The following is an 18,768-nucleotide window of genomic DNA, read 5'->3' on the forward strand; positions in this document are numbered from 1 at the left end:
TTTTTATTTATTGATAATGAACTTTTTTTGATAATAGTCTGAAATTAGCATATGTAGCAATCATAACTATGGCTAATAAAAACATACTTGCTGCACTTGCTTGCCCTATATCGTAATATATAAATCCAGACTCATATATATAATAAGATAACATGTTAGTTGAACCTAATGGACCACCTTGTGTCATTATGCTTATTTCGTCAAATACTTGAAATGATGCTGTTGTTGTTGTTATCATGAGAAAAAATATTGTTGGCGATAATAATGGCAATGTTACCTTAAAGAAATTCGTTATCTTGTTTGCATTGTCTAGTTTAGAAGCCTCATATATATAGTTTGGTATCGATTTAAGACCTGATAACACGATTAAAATATTGTATCCAAGAGTTTTCCATATTCCTATTAGAATCAATGACATTAAAGCTGAACTTTCACTTGAAAGCCATTTTGATGTTGGTAAATGCAATGTTGACAGTATCCAGTTTAAAAAGCCATATTGTGGCTCCATAATCCAAAGCCACAATACAGCTACAGATACTAGTGAAATTACATGTGGTGTAAAGATTATACTTTGTGTCAAATTGTGTATTATAGAGTTTTTATTTAACCAAACAGCAAGTACTATAGCTAGTGATATAGATATAATTACCATAAAAAAAGTATAAATTGCAGTATTCGTTATAGTTTGTATAAACTCTGGATTTTTTAAAAGCTCTGTGTAATTATTTAATCCTACATTTTCGAAAGTTGAACTAAGAAGACTTCCTGATTTGAAACTCAGCGATATTGTCTTAATTATTGGATATACTATAAACAGTAAAGTTCCTATAATTGCAGGTGTTATGTACAAATATGCTTTATTAAATTGCTTTTTCATAAATATCTCCTTTGATTTTAGAATACATATTCTTACATTCTTTTATATCATTTATTCTTTGCCCATCTTTATTAAAATAATATAAATCCTTTTCTAATACATTTACTTTCAAAGTTTTCCCTATATCAAATATATCGTTTTCTGTTTTAACCCTTACTTCACTGTCAAGAACAGATAAACAGTATATAGTTTCGTTTCCTAATACCTCTTTAGTTATAACCTTTCCAAGTAAATTAAAAGTATCATCATTTTTTATATCTATATTTATACTTTCTAATACAGCTTTTTCAGGCCTAAATCCAAGTTTGATATTATCCTTCATATTTAATATGTTCATACAAGGATTTCCGATAAATTGTGCCACAAACAAATTTTTAGGGTCTTGATATATTTTTTTTGGAGAACCTATTTGCATTATCTCTCCTTTGTTCATTATAACTATTTTATCCGCCATTGACATTGCTTCGACTTGGTCATGAGTTACATAAACAAATGTAGATTTTAATTTTTGATGTAACTGTATTAATTCTGTCCTCATTTGATTTCTCAGTTTTGCATCTAAATTTGATAATGGTTCATCCATTAAAAATACCTTTGGATTTTTAACCATTGCTCTAGCTAATGCTACTCTCTGTCTTTGTCCTCCAGACAAATTTCCTGGCTTTACATTTAAATATTCTTGTAATCCAACTATATCAATAACCTCTGTTATAAGTTCTTCTCTTTTTTCTTTTGGAACTTTTTTATTCTTTAAACCAAATTCTATATTTTCTTTTACAGTCATATGTGGATATAATGCATAATTCTGAAATACCATAGCTATATCCCTCTTACTTGCATCAGTTCTTGTTACATCATTTTCTTCAATTTTTAAATTACCTGAAGTTATATCTTCAAGCCCAGCAATCATTCTTAGTGTAGTAGATTTTCCACAACCACTTGGGCCTACCAATACCGTAAAAGAACCATCTTCTATAGTAAGGTTCAAGTTCTCTATAACAGTGTTCTTTTTATCATAAGATTTTGTGACATTTTCTAGTTTTATATCTGCCATTTTTTATCCTCCTCAAAATACTTTGTTTAGTCATACGATTTACTTATAAATTAATAATACTCTTTATTTGTAAAGGACATATTAAGACAAAGTGAACATATAGTAAATTTATTAAAATAGATGTTAAATCACATATATTTTCTGTTAAATTATACTAAACTTAAATAAATATACTGACTAATAAGATAGAATTAAAATAAATAAAATAACTGATATAGCAAATTAGACATAATAAAAAAGACCTCTATGGGGGATAGAGGCCTTTAAGTGGGGGAGATTGAGTAATTTATTTTTGCTATTAAGTTTTACAATTATATTATGTCCCAAATTTGCCATGTCTAAACACAAAAAATAAAAATTTTTTATTTTTTATAAATTTACTCAAAAAAAATTACGTGGCTACGTCCTACTCTCCCAGGCAGTTTCCCACCAAGTACCATCAGCGCTAGAGAGCTTAACTTCTGTGTTCGGAATGGGAACAGGTGTATCCTCTCTGCTATTGTAACCACATAATCTTTATGCTTAATATTACTATTAAGTTATTGAGACTAGTAAAACTAGATTCTTTAGAGTTAGCACTCTAAAAACTACATATATATTTTAATCAATGAACATCAAATAAATATTGGTCAAGTCCTCGACCTATTAGTATCGATAAGCTAAATACATTGCTGCACTTACACCTTCGACCTATCAACCAGATAGTCTTTCTGGGGTCTTACCCTTGCGGTGGGAAATCTTATCTTGAAGTTGGCTTCGCGCTTAGATGCTTTCAGCGCTTATCCATTCCGTACATAGCTACCCAGCCATGCCCTTGGCAGAACAACTGGTACACCAGAGGTACGTCCATCCCGGTCCTCTCGTACTAAGGACAGGTCTCCTCAAATTTCCTACGCCTGCGACGGATAGGGACCGAACTGTCTCACGACGTTCTGAACCCAGCTCGCGTACCACTTTAATGGGCGAACAGCCCAACCCTTGGGACCTACTACAGCCCCAGGATGTGATGAGCCGACATCGAGGTGCCAAACCTCCCCGTCGATGTGGACTCTTGGGGGAGATAAGCCTGTTATCCCCAGGGTAGCTTTTATCCGTTGAGCGATGGCCCTTCCACGCAGAACCACCGGATCACTAAGTCCGATTTTCATCCTTGCTCGACCTGTATGTCTTGCAATCAAGCTCTCTTTTGCCTTTACACTCTACGTACGATTTCCGACCGTACTGAGAGAACCTTTGAGCGCCTCCGTTACCTTTTGGGAGGCGACCGCCCCAGTCAAACTGCCCACCTGACAGTGTCCCAAGACCAGATTCATGGCCTATGGTTAGAGTCCCAGTACTACAAGGGTGGTATCCCAAGGATGGCTCCGCCAAAACTGGCGTCCTGGTTTCAAAGCCTCCCACCTATCCTGTACATGTAGTACCAAGACCCAATGTCAAGCTACAGTAAAGCTCCATGGGGTCTTTCCGTCCTGTCGCAGGTATCCGGCATCTTCACCGGAATTACAATTTCACCGAGTCTGTTGTTGAGACAGTGCCCAAATCGTTACGCCTTTCGTGCGGGTCGGAACTTACCCGACAAGGAATTTCGCTACCTTAGGACCGTTATAGTTACGGCCGCCGTTTACTGGGGCTTAAGTTCACTGCTTCGATTACTCTAACAGATCCCCTTAACCTTCCAGCACCGGGCAGGCGTCAGCTCCTATACATCGTCTTGCGACTTAGCAGAAACCTATGTTTTTGGTAAACAGTCGCTTGGGCCTATTCTCTGCGGCCACCGTATGGTGGCACCCCTTATCCCTAAGTTACGGGGTCATTTTGCCGAGTTCCTTAACAACAGTTCTCTCGCGGGCCTTAGGATACTCTCCTCACCCACCTGTGTCGGTTTGCGGTACGGGTACCTTTAACCTCGATAGAGACTTTTCTTGACAGTGTGAAATCAGCTACTTCGCTACTAAATTTCGCTCCCCATCACATCCCAGCATTATCAAAGCGGATTTACCTACTCTGACTGCCTCAATGCTTGGGCACACATAACCAACAGTGTGCTTAGCTTATCCTACTGTGTCATCCCATCTCTCAAACGGTTATCGGTAGTACAGGAATATCAACCTGTTGTCCATCACCTACGCCTTTCGGCCTCAGCTTAGGTCCCGACTAACCCAGGGCGGACGAACCTTCCCCTGGAAACCTTGGGTTTACGGCCTGTGGGATTCTCACCCACATCTCGCTACTCATGCCAACATTCTCACTCCCATACTGTCCACATGTCCTTACGGTCATGCTTCAACCCGTATGGGAAGCTCCCCTACCCATCATTACTGATGCCGTAGCTTCGGTAGTAAGTTTTAGCCCCGGAAATCTTCGGCGCAGGATCACTCGACCAGTGAGCTATTACGCACTCTTTGAATGAGTGGCTGCTTCTAAGCCAACATCCTGGTTGTCTGTGCAATCCCACATCCTTTACCACTTAACTTACATTTAGGGACCTTAGCTGACGATCTGGGCTGTTGCCCTTTCGACTATGAATCTTATCACCCACAGTCTGACTCCCAAGTATAAGATGACGGCATTCGGAGTTTGATAGTCTTCGGTAGGTGCAATACCCCCTAGGACATTCAGTGCTCTACCTCCGTATCTCTCACCTTGAGGCTAGCCCTAAAGCTATTTCGGGGAGAACCAGCTATCTCCGGGCTCGATTGGAATTTCACCGCTACCCACAAGTCATCCCCGAGCTTTTCAACGCTCGTGGGTTCGGACCTCCACGAAATTTTACTTTCGCTTCATCCTGCTCATGGGTAGGTCGCCCGGTTTCGGGTCTACGTCAAGTAACTGAACGCTCAGTTAAAACTCGCTTTCGCTACGGCTCCACACCTTAAGTGCTTAACCTTGCTACTTAACGTAACTCGTTGGCCCGTTCTACAAAAAGTACGCGGTCACACAAGAAATGTGCTTCCACAGCTTGTAAGTGCAGGGTTTCAGGTTCTATTTCACTCCCCTCCCGGGGTTCTTTTCACCTTTCCCTCACGGTACTATACGCTATCGGTCACTAGGTAGTATTTAGCCTTGGAGGGTGGTCCCTCCTGCTTCCCACAGGGTTTCACGTGTCCCGTGGTACTCTGGATCATATCTGAAGTTTTCTCGTTTGACATACAGGACTATTACCTTCTGTGGTGGGTCTTTCCAAACCTCTTCAATTACGATACCTCTTCGTTTAAGATATGTCCGCAACCCCAATAAAGAAAACTTTATTGGTTTGGGCTATTCCGCGTTCGCTCGCCGCTACTTACGGAATCGAATTTCTTTCTCTTCCTTCAGGTACTTAGATGTTTCAGTTCCCTGAGTTCCCCTCATTAAGCTATGTATTCACTTAATGATACTTAGACATTACTCTAAGTGAGTTTCCTCATTCGGAAATCTTCGGATCAAAGTTTACGTGCAACTCCCCGAAGCTTATCGCAGCTTATCGCGTCCTTCATCGGCTCCTAGTGCCAAGGCATCCGCCCTGCACCCTTAATAACTTGACCAGTTAAAAAGGTTTGATAGATTAGAAGCTATCAACTTCGATAATTTTTTAAAGTTATCAACTTCATATATTACAAATTAGATGTCATATCACTAAATATATATGCAGTTTTCAAAGTGCTAACGCACAGCGCCAACAAACAAACTTCACATGCGTTCAGTTTATACTGTTGCTCAAAGTGCTAATTGAGTATTCGTAAAAACGAACCCTCAAAATTAAACAGTAGGCAATTCTCCTTAGAAAGGAGGTGATCCAGCCGCACCTTCCGATACGGCTACCTTGTTACGACTTCACCCCAGTTATTGATTCCACCTTCGACGACTTCTTCCAAAAGGTTAGATAATCGGCTTCGGGCGTCTCCAACTCCCGTGGTGTGACGGGCGGTGTGTACAAGACCCGGGAACGCATTCACCGCAGCATTCTGATCTGCGATTACTAGTAACTCCAGCTTCATGTAGGCGAGTTTCAGCCTACAATCCGAACTGAGAGTAGCTTTAAGGGATTAGCTCCACCTTACGGCTTGGCAACCCTCTGTACTACCCATTGTAGCACGTGTGTAGCCCTAAGCATAAGGGGCATGATGATTTGACGTCATCCCCACCTTCCTCCAGGTTATCCCTGGCAGTCTCTCTAGAGTGCCCAACTTAATGATGGCAACTAAAGACAAGGGTTGCGCTCGTTGCGGGACTTAACCCAACATCTCACGACACGAGCTGACGACAACCATGCACCACCTGTCACCAATGTCCCCGAAGGGAACTCTCCGATTAAGGAGATGTCATTGGGATGTCAAGCTTAGGTAAGGTTCTTCGCGTTGCTTCGAATTAAACCACATGCTCCGCTACTTGTGCGGGTCCCCGTCAATTCCTTTGAGTTTCACTCTTGCGAGCGTACTTCCCAGGCGGAGTACTTAATGCGTTAGCTGCGGCACCGAGGGGGGTAACCCCCGACACCTAGTACTCATCGTTTACAGCGTGGACTACCAGGGTATCTAATCCTGTTTGCTCCCCACGCTTTCGTGCCTCAGCGTCAGTTACAGTCCAGAGAGCCGCCTTCGCAACTGGTGTTCCTCCTAATATCTACGCATTTCACCGCTACACTAGGAATTCCACTCTCCTCTCCTGCACTCAAGTCTCCCAGTTTCAAGAGCTTACTACGGTTGAGCCGTAGCCTTTCACTCCTGACTTGAAAGACCGCCTACGCACCCTTTACGCCCAGTAAATCCGGATAACGCTAGCCCCCTACGTATTACCGCGGCTGCTGGCACGTAGTTAGCCGGGGCTTCCTCCTCAAGTACCGTCATTATCTTCCTTGAGGACAGAGTTTTACGACCCGAAGGCCTTCATCACTCACGCGGCGTTGCTGCATCAGGCTTTCGCCCATTGTGCAATATTCCCCACTGCTGCCTCCCGTAGGAGTTTGGACCGTGTCTCAGTTCCAATGTGGCCGATCACCCTCTCAGGTCGGCTACTGATCGTCGCCTTGGTAAGCCGTTACCTTACCAACTAGCTAATCAGACGCGGGTCCATCCTGTACTGGCTCACCTTTGATATTCAAGAGATGCCTCTCAAATATGTTATCCCGTATTAGCATACCTTTCGGTATGTTATCCGTGTGTACAGGGTAGGTTACCCACGCGTTACTCACCCGTCCGCCGCTCTTTACCGAAGTAAATCGCTCAACTTGCATGTGTTAGGCACGCCGCCAGCGTTCATCCTGAGCCAGGATCAAACTCTCAAATAAAAGTTTATCAGGCTCAGATACTATTGTTATCTAAATATCTGGCTTTATGGTTTGTTTCTTGTTTTATAAATTAACCTACTGTTTAATTTTCAAAGTTCATTTTTCATGTTTGCCCTTTTCTTAAGGACAAGTAATACTATATCACCTTAAAAATAATTCGTCAACAGCTTTTTTATATTTTTTTTAAAAAACTTTATACATTAAACTTTTTTAATTCATCTAAATCAAGTACTATCAACATATTAAGTATACTTTTTCTTTTATTTTTATCTTGATATTTTTTTATAACTTCTTTTCTAATCTCGCCTAACACGTTCAAATATTCCTCATAATCCTCAGTATATTTTTCTTCTAGCTCCTTTTTTATTTTTGAAGACAAAGATGGACTTTTACCCCCTGTGGATACACTTATAAGCAAATCACCTCTTTTTACATATGATGGAACAGTAAAATTTGATATTTCTACATTATCAACAACATTTACTAGTTTTTTATTTTTTCTACAATATAATCCTATTTCTAAATTCAGCTCCCTATTATCTGTAGCAGCAATTATCACAGAGCTACTTTCTATATATTCTTCTTTATAATCGTCTTTTATTATATTTATGTTACCTTCTAAATCATGAAACTTATTTAAAATATGTTTAGAAACTACAGTAACACTCTTATTAAAATCTAAAAAGTTTTTACATTTCCTATATGCAACCTCTCCTCCTCCTATTATGACTACATCTAAGTCATCTAATTTTAAGTTAATAGGATATAGCATTTTTTACCCTCCAAAATTTTTATTAAATACATAAACAAATATAGAAATTGTAAAGTCACTTATATTTTCATTTACTAAGATTATAGATTACTAAACTTGTAGATGAAAATATTTTAAAATAACAAATTACAATTTCTATACTTTTCATAATACTTTATATTTTAATAGCTTATTTTCTTAATAATTTAGCAATATCTTTAGCAAAGTAAGTTATTATTATATCTGCTCCTGCTCTCTTTATAGATGTGATTGCTTCAAGAATTACATCTTCATTTAATAATCCTTCTTTAACAGCTAACTTAAGCATAGAATATTCTCCACTTACATTATAAGCAGCTAAAGGCAAATCAAAATTATCTTTAACTCTTCTTATAACATCTAAATATGATAATGCAGGTTTAACCATAAGTATATCTGCACCTTCTAATACATCAAGTTCTGTTTCTATCATAGCTTCATTGCTATTTGCAGGGTCCATCTGGTATGTCTTTCTATCTCCAAATGATGGTGCTGAATGAGCTGCTTCTCTAAAAGGTCCATAAAAATTTGAAGCGTATTTGACACTGTAAGCCATTATACCGATATTTTCCAAACCATTTTCATCTAAAGCTTCTCTTATTGCTTGTATTCTTCCATCCATCATGTCAGATGGAGCAACCATATCTGCTCCTGCTTTAGCATGACTTACAGATATCTTAGCTAAATATTCTAATGATTTATCATTATCAACATAACCAGTATCTGTTAAAATTCCACAATGTCCATGACTTGTGTACTGACACATACAGACATCTGTTATTACATTTATATTTGAATCTATTTCCTTTATCTTTCTAATCGCTTTTTGTACTATTCCATTCTCATTAAATGCTTGTGATGCACATTCGTCTTTTTCATCTGGTACACCAAATAACATTATATGTTCAATTCCTAAATCTCTTATTTCTTTTATTTCTTCTTCTAACATGTCTATTGATAAGTGATAAACATCTGGTAAAGATTTAATTTCTTCTTTTACATTCTCCCCTTCTACTACAAATAAAGGATATATTAAATCTTCTACATTTACTTTAGTTTCTCTTACCAAATTTCTTATTGCTTTACTTGCTCTTAGTCTTCTTGGTCTTCTTAACATCTCAATCCTCCAAAATTAATTTTCTATAATTAAATCTACTAATCCATTTATTGTAGATGTTGTAGCCTCTTTATATAAGTTTATTCCTAAATTATTTATTGCCTCTGTAGTTATAGGCCCTATAGACAATACTTTTATTTTATCTAAGATTTTAATATTTTCTTTTCCTATAATCTCAATAAGATTATTTACTGTTGATGAACTTGTAAATGTTATATAATCTATCTCATTCGAATTTAAAATATCTAATATTTCATTTCTTTTATCTTCATCTATCACGGTTCTATATGTATGTATTTCTGTTACTTCACAAATTTCCTTAAGCTTATCAACTAAATAGTCTCTAGCGTTTTCTGCTCTAGGTATAAGTATCTTATCATTTTCAGTTAAAATTGATGATAGCTCTTCATATAATGATTCTGCTACAAATTTTTTTGGTACTATATCTGCTGTAATTCCTCTTTTCTTCAATTCACTTGATGTCGCTGAGCCTATTGCACATATCTTTAGGTTAGATAATATTCTTGAATCAAAATTCACTTCATAAATCTTCTCAAAAAATATTTCTACTGCATTTTTACTGGTTAGTATTAGATAGTTATATTCATTTATATTTTTTATTTCATTTTCCAATTTAGTATTATTCTGTATTTTTTCTATCTTAATAGTAGGTATCTCTATTGGATTCCCACCTAAATCCATTATCTTTTCTACTAATACACTATTTTGATTTCTAGACCTAGTCACAGCTATACTTTTTCCAAACAAAGGTTTCCCCTCAAAGAAATTCAGTTTTTCTCTAAGTCCTACAACACTTCCAACTACTATAAGAGTTGGTGGTTTTACTTCTTCTTTGATAGCAACTTCATAGACATTTTCAAGTGTAGATGTAACAACCCTTTGATTATATCTAGTTGCCCAACTTATAAGAGCAACTGGTGTATCTTTGCTCTTTCCCTCTTTCATCAAGTTTTCACTTATTTTCTTCAAGTTAGAAATCCCCATCAAAAACACAAGAGTGCCTTTATTGTTTGCAAGAGCATTCCAATTTAATTCCCCACTATCATCACCTTTCAGATGACCTGTTATTACATGAAATGATGAAGCGTGGTCTCTGTGTGTTATAGGAATACCCGCATAGCATAAACCTCCTATTGCAGAAGTTATCCCTGGAACTACTTCAAACTCTATACCTTCATCCACTAGAGTCTCTGCTTCCTCTCCACCTCTACCAAATACATAAGGGTCTCCACCTTTTAAACGAGTCACAAGTTTTCCTTCTTTAGCTTTTTCTGCTATAACTCTATTTATATCTTCTTGTGGCAAAATATGATTGCTTGATGCCTTTCCTACATATATAAATTCACAATCTGTTTTAGCTTCTCTTAAGTAACTACTATTTGCTAATCTATCATATACTATTACATCCGATTTTCTTATACACTCTAAGCCTTTCAGAGTCATGAGTTTATAATCTCCTGGTCCTGCACCTACTAAGTAAACCTTACCCTTCATAACTTTCATACTCCTTCAATACAAGTTTAGCTAACTTTAAACCTAACTCTCTAGGAGAAGAGATATCTCCTTCTATGGACTTAATTACTATTTTATTTCCTTCTGAATCTCCATATAAACCAGTAAGATGTATTTTATCTTGATTTATTTCACAATAAGCTGCCATTGGAATATGACAACTTCCATTCACACCATCTAAAAATCCTCTTTCAGCTAATATTTGGATTTCTGTATCATTATCTTTTAGTGAGTTCACTATCTCCTCAACATCACTATCATTACTTCTTATCTCTATAGCTAAAGCCCCTTGAGCAGGTGCTGGAATGACAACATCAACAGGTAAATAAGAACTTATTTTATCTTGTAAATTAGCCCTTATTATTCCTGATGCAGCTAATACAATTCCATGTAGATTTTCATCTTTGATTTTTCGTATTCTAGTCTCTACATTTCCCCTAACTTGAACTATGTTTAAATCAGGTCTTTGCTTTAATAATTGAAATTTTCTCCTTTTACTCCCTGTTCCTATTACTGCTCCATGAGGTAAATCATCTAGGCTTTTATATTCATCTCTAAGTATTAACACATCTCTTGGGTCTTCTCTTTTAGGTGTATGAGCAAATTTTAGTCCATCTGCCAAATAAGAAGGCATATCTTTCATACTATGTACTGCTATATCTATCTGTCCATCCAATAATTGTTGCTCTATTTCTTTTACAAATAATCCTTTATCACCTATTTTATCTAATGAAACATTTTGAATTATATCTCCTTTTGTTTTTATAATTTTGATTTCAAAATTAATATAAGGATATTTCTTTTTTAGCTCATTTATTACCCATTCAGTTTGTATAAGTGCTAGATTACTACCCCTAGTTCCAACCACGATATTCATATTAAATCTCCTTTAAATATTACATTCGTCTATTTTATTTTGTTCTCTTTATTTACTAGTATCGTAGAAAAATAAGATATCTTATCTTCAAGATGTGCTTCTCTTAAATCCTTAAATACAGTTTCACTATCTTGAGACGAATTACTAACTAAAATAGCATGTTCTATCAGATTATATTTTTCTAATTTTTTTATTATTTCTTTAAAATTCTTATACACTTTCATTAACACTATAGAATTATAATTTTGTAGAGCATTCTCTATCTTATCATCTTCCATAGTACAAGGAACTACTACTAATGCTTCTCTATCCATAACTAATGGAAAATTTTGATTAGATGCTATATTAGAAAACGAAGAAATTCCTGGTATAGTTTCTACTTCTATCTCATCTACTATTCTGTTCATTATATACACATATGTACTATAAAGCATAGGGTCACCCAATGTTACAAATCCTACATTTTTACCATTATTAACATCTGATATAATTTCCTCTGCTACATTGTCCCAAGCTAGTTCTTTTTCGTTTCCATCAAAACTCATTGGGAAATGTCTAGATTTTATCTCTAGTGATTCTGGTAAATATTCATTAACTATTGATAATGCCAAGCTTTCTCCACCCCTTTTTGACTCTGGAGTGTATAAAACATCTAGTTTTTTTAGAGTATTAACTGCTTTTATTGTAAGTAAAGAACTATCTCCTGGTCCTGTTCCTATACCATAAAACTTAGCAGTTTCTGCACATTTAAGAGTATGACGAACAAATTTATCTTGTATATAAGGATTTTCTCCTAGCCCTTTTAAATGAATTTTCACATTAAATCCATTATCTTCAAGTATTGTCTTCCAAGAATCCTCTTCATCTCCTGCCATATCATTTATGGCATGGTCACCTGCAACTAACATAAATGGCATTAAATTTATAGTTTTTATATTTCCTTCTTTTAATCTTCTCATTACATGTTCTATTTCTGGATAACCTTCAACCGTACCAACATAAGCATTTACTCCATTATCTCTAAGCATATATTCTAAGGCTGGATATGCTGAATGAGACTCATGAACTGTTCCATGACCCATAAATACTACTGCTTCATCACTTTCCATATGAGGAATTTGATGTTTAATTGCCTCTACTGATTCTTGATAATCCTCTATGTGAGTAAGTAAAGGTCTACCTAATATAAGTTTTTTAAATTTAGAAGAATAGCTTTCTACTTGTTCTTTTAGCTTATTAAATTCTTCTCCACATATAATATGAAGCGTTTGAATTATTACTTCGTCATACCCTTGCTCATATATTTTATCTAAAGCTTGTATAGGGTTGTCTATTTCTATGCCATCTCTTTTTTTTATTTTATTTATTATCATATTTGATGTATACGCTCTAAAAAAATCATAGTTTTTTAACGAATTCTTTATTTTATTTTCACACACATCTATTGTCTTTTCTCTTGTTTCATGGTAGCTTGTCCCAAAACTTACTACTAATAAGGCTTTCTTCATATCTTCTCCTCCTAAAAATCACACAATTATGTCTTTAATTTTATTTATGTCATTAATTACATTTTCGTAGTTAATCGATTCTCGTTTAATAATTACTACTGGTATATTGAGATTTTTACATGCATTTACTTTTTCTAAAAAACCTCCTGCTACCCCACTTTCTTTTGTTATAACTAAATCTACATCATAATGTTTATATGTTTCCTCGTTTATACACTGGCTAAACGGACCTTTCATTGCTACTATATTGTCTGCATTTAAACCTAATTTTTCACAACTTAAGATAACTTCACTTGTCGGAAGAACTCTAACCACTAAATTTTTATTACTTATTCCTTCTACAAATCTGTTTAAGTTTTTACTTCCTGTTCCTATAAATATATTTTTTCCTATTTTATTTGCAATTTTACAAGCTTCTTCAATTGTATCTACTATAAACTTATTGTCATAATTTATTTCTTCTATTAACGATTTTCTTTCAAATCTTATATACTCTATGTTTGATAACTTTGCACAAATAATAGCATTTTTAGATACTTCAACTGCATAAGGATGAGTAGCATCTATTATTCTAGCTATATGATTATCCTTTATAAACCTTAGCATTTCTTCTTTTCCAAGCTTACCTAAAACTATATTATTTGTATGTTTTTGTGCAAGTTCTTTTCCATATTCTGTAGTTACTGAAAGTACATAGGACTGATTTTCCAATTCATTTATCATATCACATATAGCTAAACTATCTGAAGTTCCTCCTAGAATCAAAATCATACTGTATAACCTCTTGGAGTTATCATCAGTTCACCATCAATATAAGTAGATTTATTTCCGATTATAACCATAGTAGTCATATCAACTTTTTCAAAATCCATATTCTCAAAAGTACATATAAACTTAGTTTCTTTTTCTCTACCTACATCTTTGACCACTCCAACAGGTGTATTTCCATATTTAAACTCTCCCATTATTTTAAATGCTTTACTTAGATGTTCACTTCTTCCCTTACTTCTTGGATTATACAGGCATATTACAAAATCAGCTTCTGCAGCTAACTTTAATCTTTTTTCAATTACTTCCCATGGAGTCATTAAATCACTTAAACTTATATGACAGAAATCATGCATAATAGGTGCTCCAAGTATAGCTGCTGCACCAATACTAGCAGTAACACCTGGAATTACTTTAACTCTTATGTCTTCACTTTCCTTAGATATTAATTCTAAAATAAGTCCTGCCATTCCGTATATACCAGCATCTCCACTACTTATAACTGCTACTTTTTTCCCTTTTTTCGCTTCTTCTACTGCTTGTTTACATCTGTCAACTTCTTGTCTCATACCATTTTGAATTATTTCTTTATCACTTATAAATTCTTCTATTAAATTTATATAAGTCTTATACCCAACAATAGCCTCAGAGTCCTCTATCGCTTTTATCGCCTCTAAAGTCATAGTATCTTTATTTCCTGGTCCAATTCCTACAACATATATCATATTTTTATTCTCCCTACCGAAAAAGTTATTCCTTTATATTTGTGTTTTTCAACTATTAAGTTTCCTTTACTTAAAAGATATGCTACAGGTTCTGCTACTGAATATACACCTACATTTTTTTTCACAAAATCGGATTTATCAAACATATCATCAACTTTGGATATTTCATCTATTGAAAATGTCTTAAATGGCGCTTTTAGCTTTTTTGCTAAATCAATGATTGCCTTTTCATCTTTTTTTAGGTCTATACTTCCAATGATTTTTACAGCTTTAATATCTATATTTTGTACCTCAAAAAATTCTAGTAAAGAATCAAACATCAACTTACTATCTGTGTATCTTCTACACCCAATCCCTATAACTATATCTTTTGGAATCACTTTTATTATTTTTTCTCTGTAATAATTATGTGTAAAGTTATTATCCACATCTAAACTTTCTATATCTTTAGTAAAATTTATCTTGTTGCTTACTATAACTATCTTTTCTATATCTTTATTTAAAAAACTATCTTTTAATCCTTTACTACTTTTTATAAGCTTAAATCCTCTAGTGTCAACTTGATAACCTTCCTCAACATACAAACCAACACATTTACCATTTACTAACATAGAATTTACTTCTTTTACATTTTCTCTAAAGTTATCAATATAAGCATTTAATTTTTTTGCTATCATATCTAAAGAAGCTTTTTGGTTTACATCAGTAGCTGTTGTTATTACTGGATTCGCATTGATAAGACTACTTATATAATGCGTTAAACTATTTGCTCCTCCAATATGTCCACTCAATAAACTTATTACATTTTGTCCTTTCTCATCTATCACTAGAATTGCAGGGTCACTAAACTTGCTTGTTATATATGGTGCTATACTTCGTACAACTATCCCTGTCGCCATTATAAATATTATGTACTCAAATTTATTAAATACCTCTCCTACAAAATCACTTAGTTTTTTTTGTATTATTTGTACAGAATCTTCCTGACTAATATCTAAAGTACCTTTTTTATTTTTTATTTGATATACAACACAATTGTCCACTAAAGATTCTATCTTTCTAGCTAAGTTTTTTCCGTTTTCAGTAATACAAATTATAGCGATATTACCCTCTATACTCATGTTTAAAATCCTTATCATATAACTTTGAGTTATTATATTCTTCTCCTAAAAATCTACCTACCATTATTAAAGCAGTTTTATTTATGTTATTTTCTTTAACTTTTACAGCTATATCATTTAAAGTTCCTTTAACTATTTTTTCATCTGCCCATGTAGCTTTATATATAACCGCTATAGGAGTGTCCTTTGGATAACCGCCTTCTAATAATTTAGATACAACCTTCTCAATCTCTTGAACTGATAAAAATATTACCATAGATGTCTGATGCTTAGCATAAGATTGTATTGATTCCTTTTCAGGAACTGGAGTCCTTCCTTCCATTCTCGTTATAATAACACTTTGAGAAATTTCAGGAACTGTATATTCCACTCCTAGAGATGAAGCTGCCCCTAAAAAAGAACTCACTCCTGGTGTACAATCATAGTCTATATTCAATTTATTTAAATCTTCCACTTGTTCTCTAATTGAACCATATATAGAAAAATCTCCTGTTTGTAATCTCACAACAGACTTGTTATTTTCTATACCGTCTCTCATAACATCTATTATTTCTTGTAAATCCATATGTGCACTATTATGTATTTGACAATCTTCTTTACAATATTCTAAAAGTTCAGGATTGACAAGTGACCCAGCATATATTACTACGTCTGCATTACTTAATAGTTTATATCCTTTCAAAGTTATTAGCTCTTTGTCTCCAGGTCCTGCTCCTACAAAATGTACTTTATTCATCATCATCTTCCCCTTTTTCACAAGATATTATATATATAGGATTTAGTGGTTTAAAATATTCACCTTTTCCCAGTTTCTCTAGTTTAGAAACATTTAAAACACATACATCTATTTCTTTAAACCCATATTTTCTAAGTAACTTTAGAGTTTGGTTAAATGTTTCTATGATTATAAAATTAGCTACAAGTCTTCCTCCTGTAATTAAAGTTTTTTTAGACCATGCTATTATTTCTTCTAAGTTATTTCCAGTACCCCCAAGAAAAATAGAATCAACTTTAGTATTTAAGCTTATGTTTATCGGTGCATAACCTTTTATTACTTCTACATTTTTCAAATTAAACTTTTTAATATTTTTTTCTATAAGTTCTACAGCAGCATCATTTTTCTCTATAGATATAACCTCTAGGTTGGGATAGTTATATGCAGCTTCAATGCTTACACTTCCTGTACCAGCACCTATATCTATAAAACTCTCAGCATTTACTAAATCTAGTTTGCTTATTGATATTGCTCTAACTTCTTCTTTAGTAATTGGAACCTTACCTGTTATAAATTCACTATTCCTCATCTAAAATCACCACAACATTCATTCCGAAATTGTCCATTCTTATTATTTCATCTGGCTTTGCTATTGTTATTTTTTCATTGTCATATGATAAATTCTCACCTACAACAATAATTTTATTTAAATTCCTATCTATTATTTCTTTACTTATTTGCTTTGGTCCTATCTTAGAATCTGTAACCATACATACTTTTTTATGTGATAGTATATAATCGAAATCTGGTATTTTACCATGGCTACTGGTAATATATAAATCATTCATATCAACATATATCCTTGAAAATATATATTGTAAAGAACTAATTCCAGAAACCATATTTAACATCTTATTATCAATATTTTTAGATAAATACTTACCTATACCATATATCAGTGGGTCACCTGAAGCTATTATTGATATTTGCTTTTCACTATTGTTATTTATATACTCTACAATTTCTCTTAAATTAGAATCTAATATTATTTTTTCTCCTTCAAAGTTTTTTACAGATTCTAAATTCCTTCTGCCACCAATTAATACATCTGAAGTAGAAATTAAATTTTCACCTTTTTTTGTTATATAGTCTAAGTTACCAGGCCCTAAACCTATTATATTTATCATATAAAAACCTCCAATAAATCATCTGTATTATCTGATTTTCCTAGCAAAGACTTATCCATTGAAAAAATTACTACTTCTACATCAATATCATCTACATCTTCATTTAAATATTGCTTTACTCTATCTCTACATTTATTACTCAATATATTATAAACCTGTTTATATTCGCTATTATTTATTAACTCTACAGCTTCTTCAGCAGTTAAACACTGATTTATTTTATGTAAAAATTCATGTGTAGCTCCCATTAAAGCTAGATTTGCCACTAATATCTCACTTCTAGCATCTGCTACTTTACTATGAGTATTAAAAATCCCAGCTGATACTTTTATAAATTTACCTATATGCCCAGCCATCAATATTTTTTTATATCCTATTCTTTGAGCCTCTTTAATCATATAACCAATAAAATTACTGGTTCTTACTACATACTTAATATCTAAGTTCAGTTTCTCTCTTATAAATTGTTCTCCATGATTTCCTGGAACTAATATTATCTTGTCTAAACCTTGTTCTTTTTTCATTTGGAGTTCTATAGATAAAGATTTTTTCCAGCCCTCATCGCTCATTGGCTCAACTATCCCAGTTGTTCCTATTATAGATATTCCTCCTACTATCCCTAACCTTGGATTAAATGTTTTTTTTGCTATTTTTTCTCCTTGTGGAGCAAAGATTGTTATTTTTAAAACTTTATCATGCCCAAGCATAGATTCAAAATCACTTTCTATAAGCTTTATTATTTCTTGATTTATCATTCTTAATGGAGTTGGATTTATGGCAGGTTTACCAACACCTACACTTAATCCTTTTTTAGTTACTACTCCAATACCAGTTCCACCATAGACCCTAATAAATTTATAGAGTTCACTTTGACATTCTTCACTAATATTTATGTTATCAATATTTTCTAAGGTAAGATAACTATTGCTATCATCAGTTTTAGATATAATTTCAGCTCTTGCATAGATATCCATAGTATGTGTTGCATCTATATCATCTCCACCATCTTTTTTTACAGAACATTCCACAAAGTCATCAGAAATGTTTACATTATCAATATTTAATGATAGTGGTATTCCCTTAGGAGTATCTATGTTTATTGTATCAATTTTATTTTTTGTAATCATCATATACACAGCAGCCTTAGATGCACCTGTAGCACAAGAACCTGTAGTATATCCTCTTCTATACTTTTTCCCATCTATATATACATATTCTTCCATATAGATA

The 18,768-nt window shown here is 34.0% G+C and carries 14 protein-coding genes and 3 rRNA genes; all 17 read right to left on the reverse strand.

Annotated features, from left to right (window positions below; translation table 11 throughout):
• Positions 1-7: 7 nt before the first annotated feature.
• The 17 genes from IC758_RS18125 to cbiD all read right to left on the reverse strand — a co-directional run bounded on the left by IC758_RS18125 (position 8) and on the right by cbiD (position 18,761).
• Complete coding sequence (locus IC758_RS18125) at positions 8-877, reverse strand: carbohydrate ABC transporter permease (protein WP_227435546.1); 870 nt, start codon at positions 875-877, stop codon at positions 8-10.
• Positions 861-1,931, reverse strand: a complete 1,071-nt coding sequence (locus IC758_RS18130) for an ABC transporter ATP-binding protein (protein ID WP_227824605.1) — start codon at positions 1,929-1,931, stop codon at positions 861-863. The genes IC758_RS18125 and IC758_RS18130 overlap by 17 nt, the downstream gene beginning before the upstream one ends.
• Before the next feature lie 393 nt (positions 1,932-2,324).
• Positions 2,325-2,441, reverse strand: a 5S ribosomal RNA gene (gene rrf / locus IC758_RS18135).
• Between the two features lie 115 nt (positions 2,442-2,556).
• Positions 2,557-5,455: ribosomal RNA gene (locus tag IC758_RS18140) — 23S ribosomal RNA — on the reverse strand.
• Positions 5,456-5,694: 239 nt separating this feature from the next.
• Positions 5,695-7,197 (reverse strand): 16S ribosomal RNA (locus IC758_RS18145).
• The 16S, 23S and 5S rRNA genes sit together here, the layout of an rRNA operon.
• Positions 7,198-7,390: 193 nt before the next feature.
• Positions 7,391-7,969: a bifunctional precorrin-2 dehydrogenase/sirohydrochlorin ferrochelatase gene (locus tag IC758_RS18150; RefSeq protein WP_227436126.1), complete on the reverse strand. Its 579-nt coding sequence runs from the start codon at positions 7,967-7,969 to the stop codon at positions 7,391-7,393.
• Between the two features lie 169 nt (positions 7,970-8,138).
• Positions 8,139-9,104, reverse strand: coding sequence for a porphobilinogen synthase (hemB, locus tag IC758_RS18155; RefSeq protein WP_227436135.1), 966 nt, complete (start codon positions 9,102-9,104; stop codon positions 8,139-8,141).
• 15 nt (positions 9,105-9,119) lie between these two features.
• Positions 9,120-10,619 carry a uroporphyrinogen-III C-methyltransferase gene (cobA, locus tag IC758_RS18160; protein WP_227860657.1) on the reverse strand — a complete coding sequence of 500 codons (1,500 nt, stop codon included), beginning with the start codon at positions 10,617-10,619 and terminating at the stop codon, positions 9,120-9,122.
• The gene (hemC, locus tag IC758_RS18165; RefSeq protein ID WP_227483575.1) at positions 10,609-11,514 is read right to left on the reverse strand and encodes a hydroxymethylbilane synthase; all 906 of its coding nucleotides are present in this window, start codon (positions 11,512-11,514) and stop codon (positions 10,609-10,611) included. Before hemC ends, cobA begins: the two co-directional genes overlap by 11 nt.
• 29 nt (positions 11,515-11,543) lie before the next feature.
• A complete protein-coding gene (locus tag IC758_RS18170; RefSeq protein WP_227436141.1) occupies positions 11,544-13,022 on the reverse strand; it encodes a cobalt-factor II C(20)-methyltransferase in 1,479 nt (492 codons plus the stop codon).
• A gap of 18 nt (positions 13,023-13,040) precedes the next feature.
• A complete protein-coding gene (gene cobK / locus IC758_RS18175; RefSeq protein WP_227825295.1) occupies positions 13,041-13,793 on the reverse strand; it encodes a precorrin-6A reductase in 753 nt (250 codons plus the stop codon).
• Positions 13,790-14,515 (reverse strand): precorrin-3B C(17)-methyltransferase, encoded by a 726-nt coding sequence (gene cobJ / locus IC758_RS18180; protein WP_227835024.1) that lies wholly within the window; start codon positions 14,513-14,515, stop codon positions 13,790-13,792. The genes cobK and cobJ overlap by 4 nt, the downstream gene beginning before the upstream one ends.
• Positions 14,512-15,636 carry a cobalt-precorrin 5A hydrolase gene (gene cbiG / locus IC758_RS18185; protein ID WP_227483578.1) on the reverse strand — a complete coding sequence of 375 codons (1,125 nt, stop codon included), beginning with the start codon at positions 15,634-15,636 and terminating at the stop codon, positions 14,512-14,514. Before cbiG ends, cobJ begins: the two co-directional genes overlap by 4 nt.
• Entirely contained in the window at positions 15,620-16,372 is a 753-nt protein-coding gene (locus IC758_RS18190) for a cobalt-precorrin-4 methyltransferase (protein WP_227436149.1), read from the reverse strand. The genes cbiG and IC758_RS18190 overlap by 17 nt, the downstream gene beginning before the upstream one ends.
• Complete coding sequence (locus IC758_RS18195) at positions 16,365-16,940, reverse strand: decarboxylating cobalt-precorrin-6B (C(15))-methyltransferase (protein WP_227483579.1); 576 nt, start codon at positions 16,938-16,940, stop codon at positions 16,365-16,367. Before IC758_RS18195 ends, IC758_RS18190 begins: the two co-directional genes overlap by 8 nt.
• Positions 16,930-17,538 (reverse strand): cobalt-precorrin-7 (C(5))-methyltransferase, encoded by a 609-nt coding sequence (locus tag IC758_RS18200; protein WP_227483580.1) that lies wholly within the window; start codon positions 17,536-17,538, stop codon positions 16,930-16,932. The genes IC758_RS18195 and IC758_RS18200 overlap by 11 nt, the downstream gene beginning before the upstream one ends.
• Positions 17,535-18,761, reverse strand: a complete 1,227-nt coding sequence (gene cbiD / locus IC758_RS18205; RefSeq protein WP_227860658.1) for a cobalt-precorrin-5B (C(1))-methyltransferase CbiD — start codon at positions 18,759-18,761, stop codon at positions 17,535-17,537. The genes IC758_RS18200 and cbiD overlap by 4 nt, the downstream gene beginning before the upstream one ends.
• Positions 18,762-18,768: the final 7 nt, after the last annotated feature.

Origin of the sequence: Clostridioides sp. ES-W-0016-02, assembly GCF_020641035.1 — a bacterium.
Classification (GTDB): Bacteria; Bacillota; Clostridia; order Peptostreptococcales; family Peptostreptococcaceae; genus Clostridioides.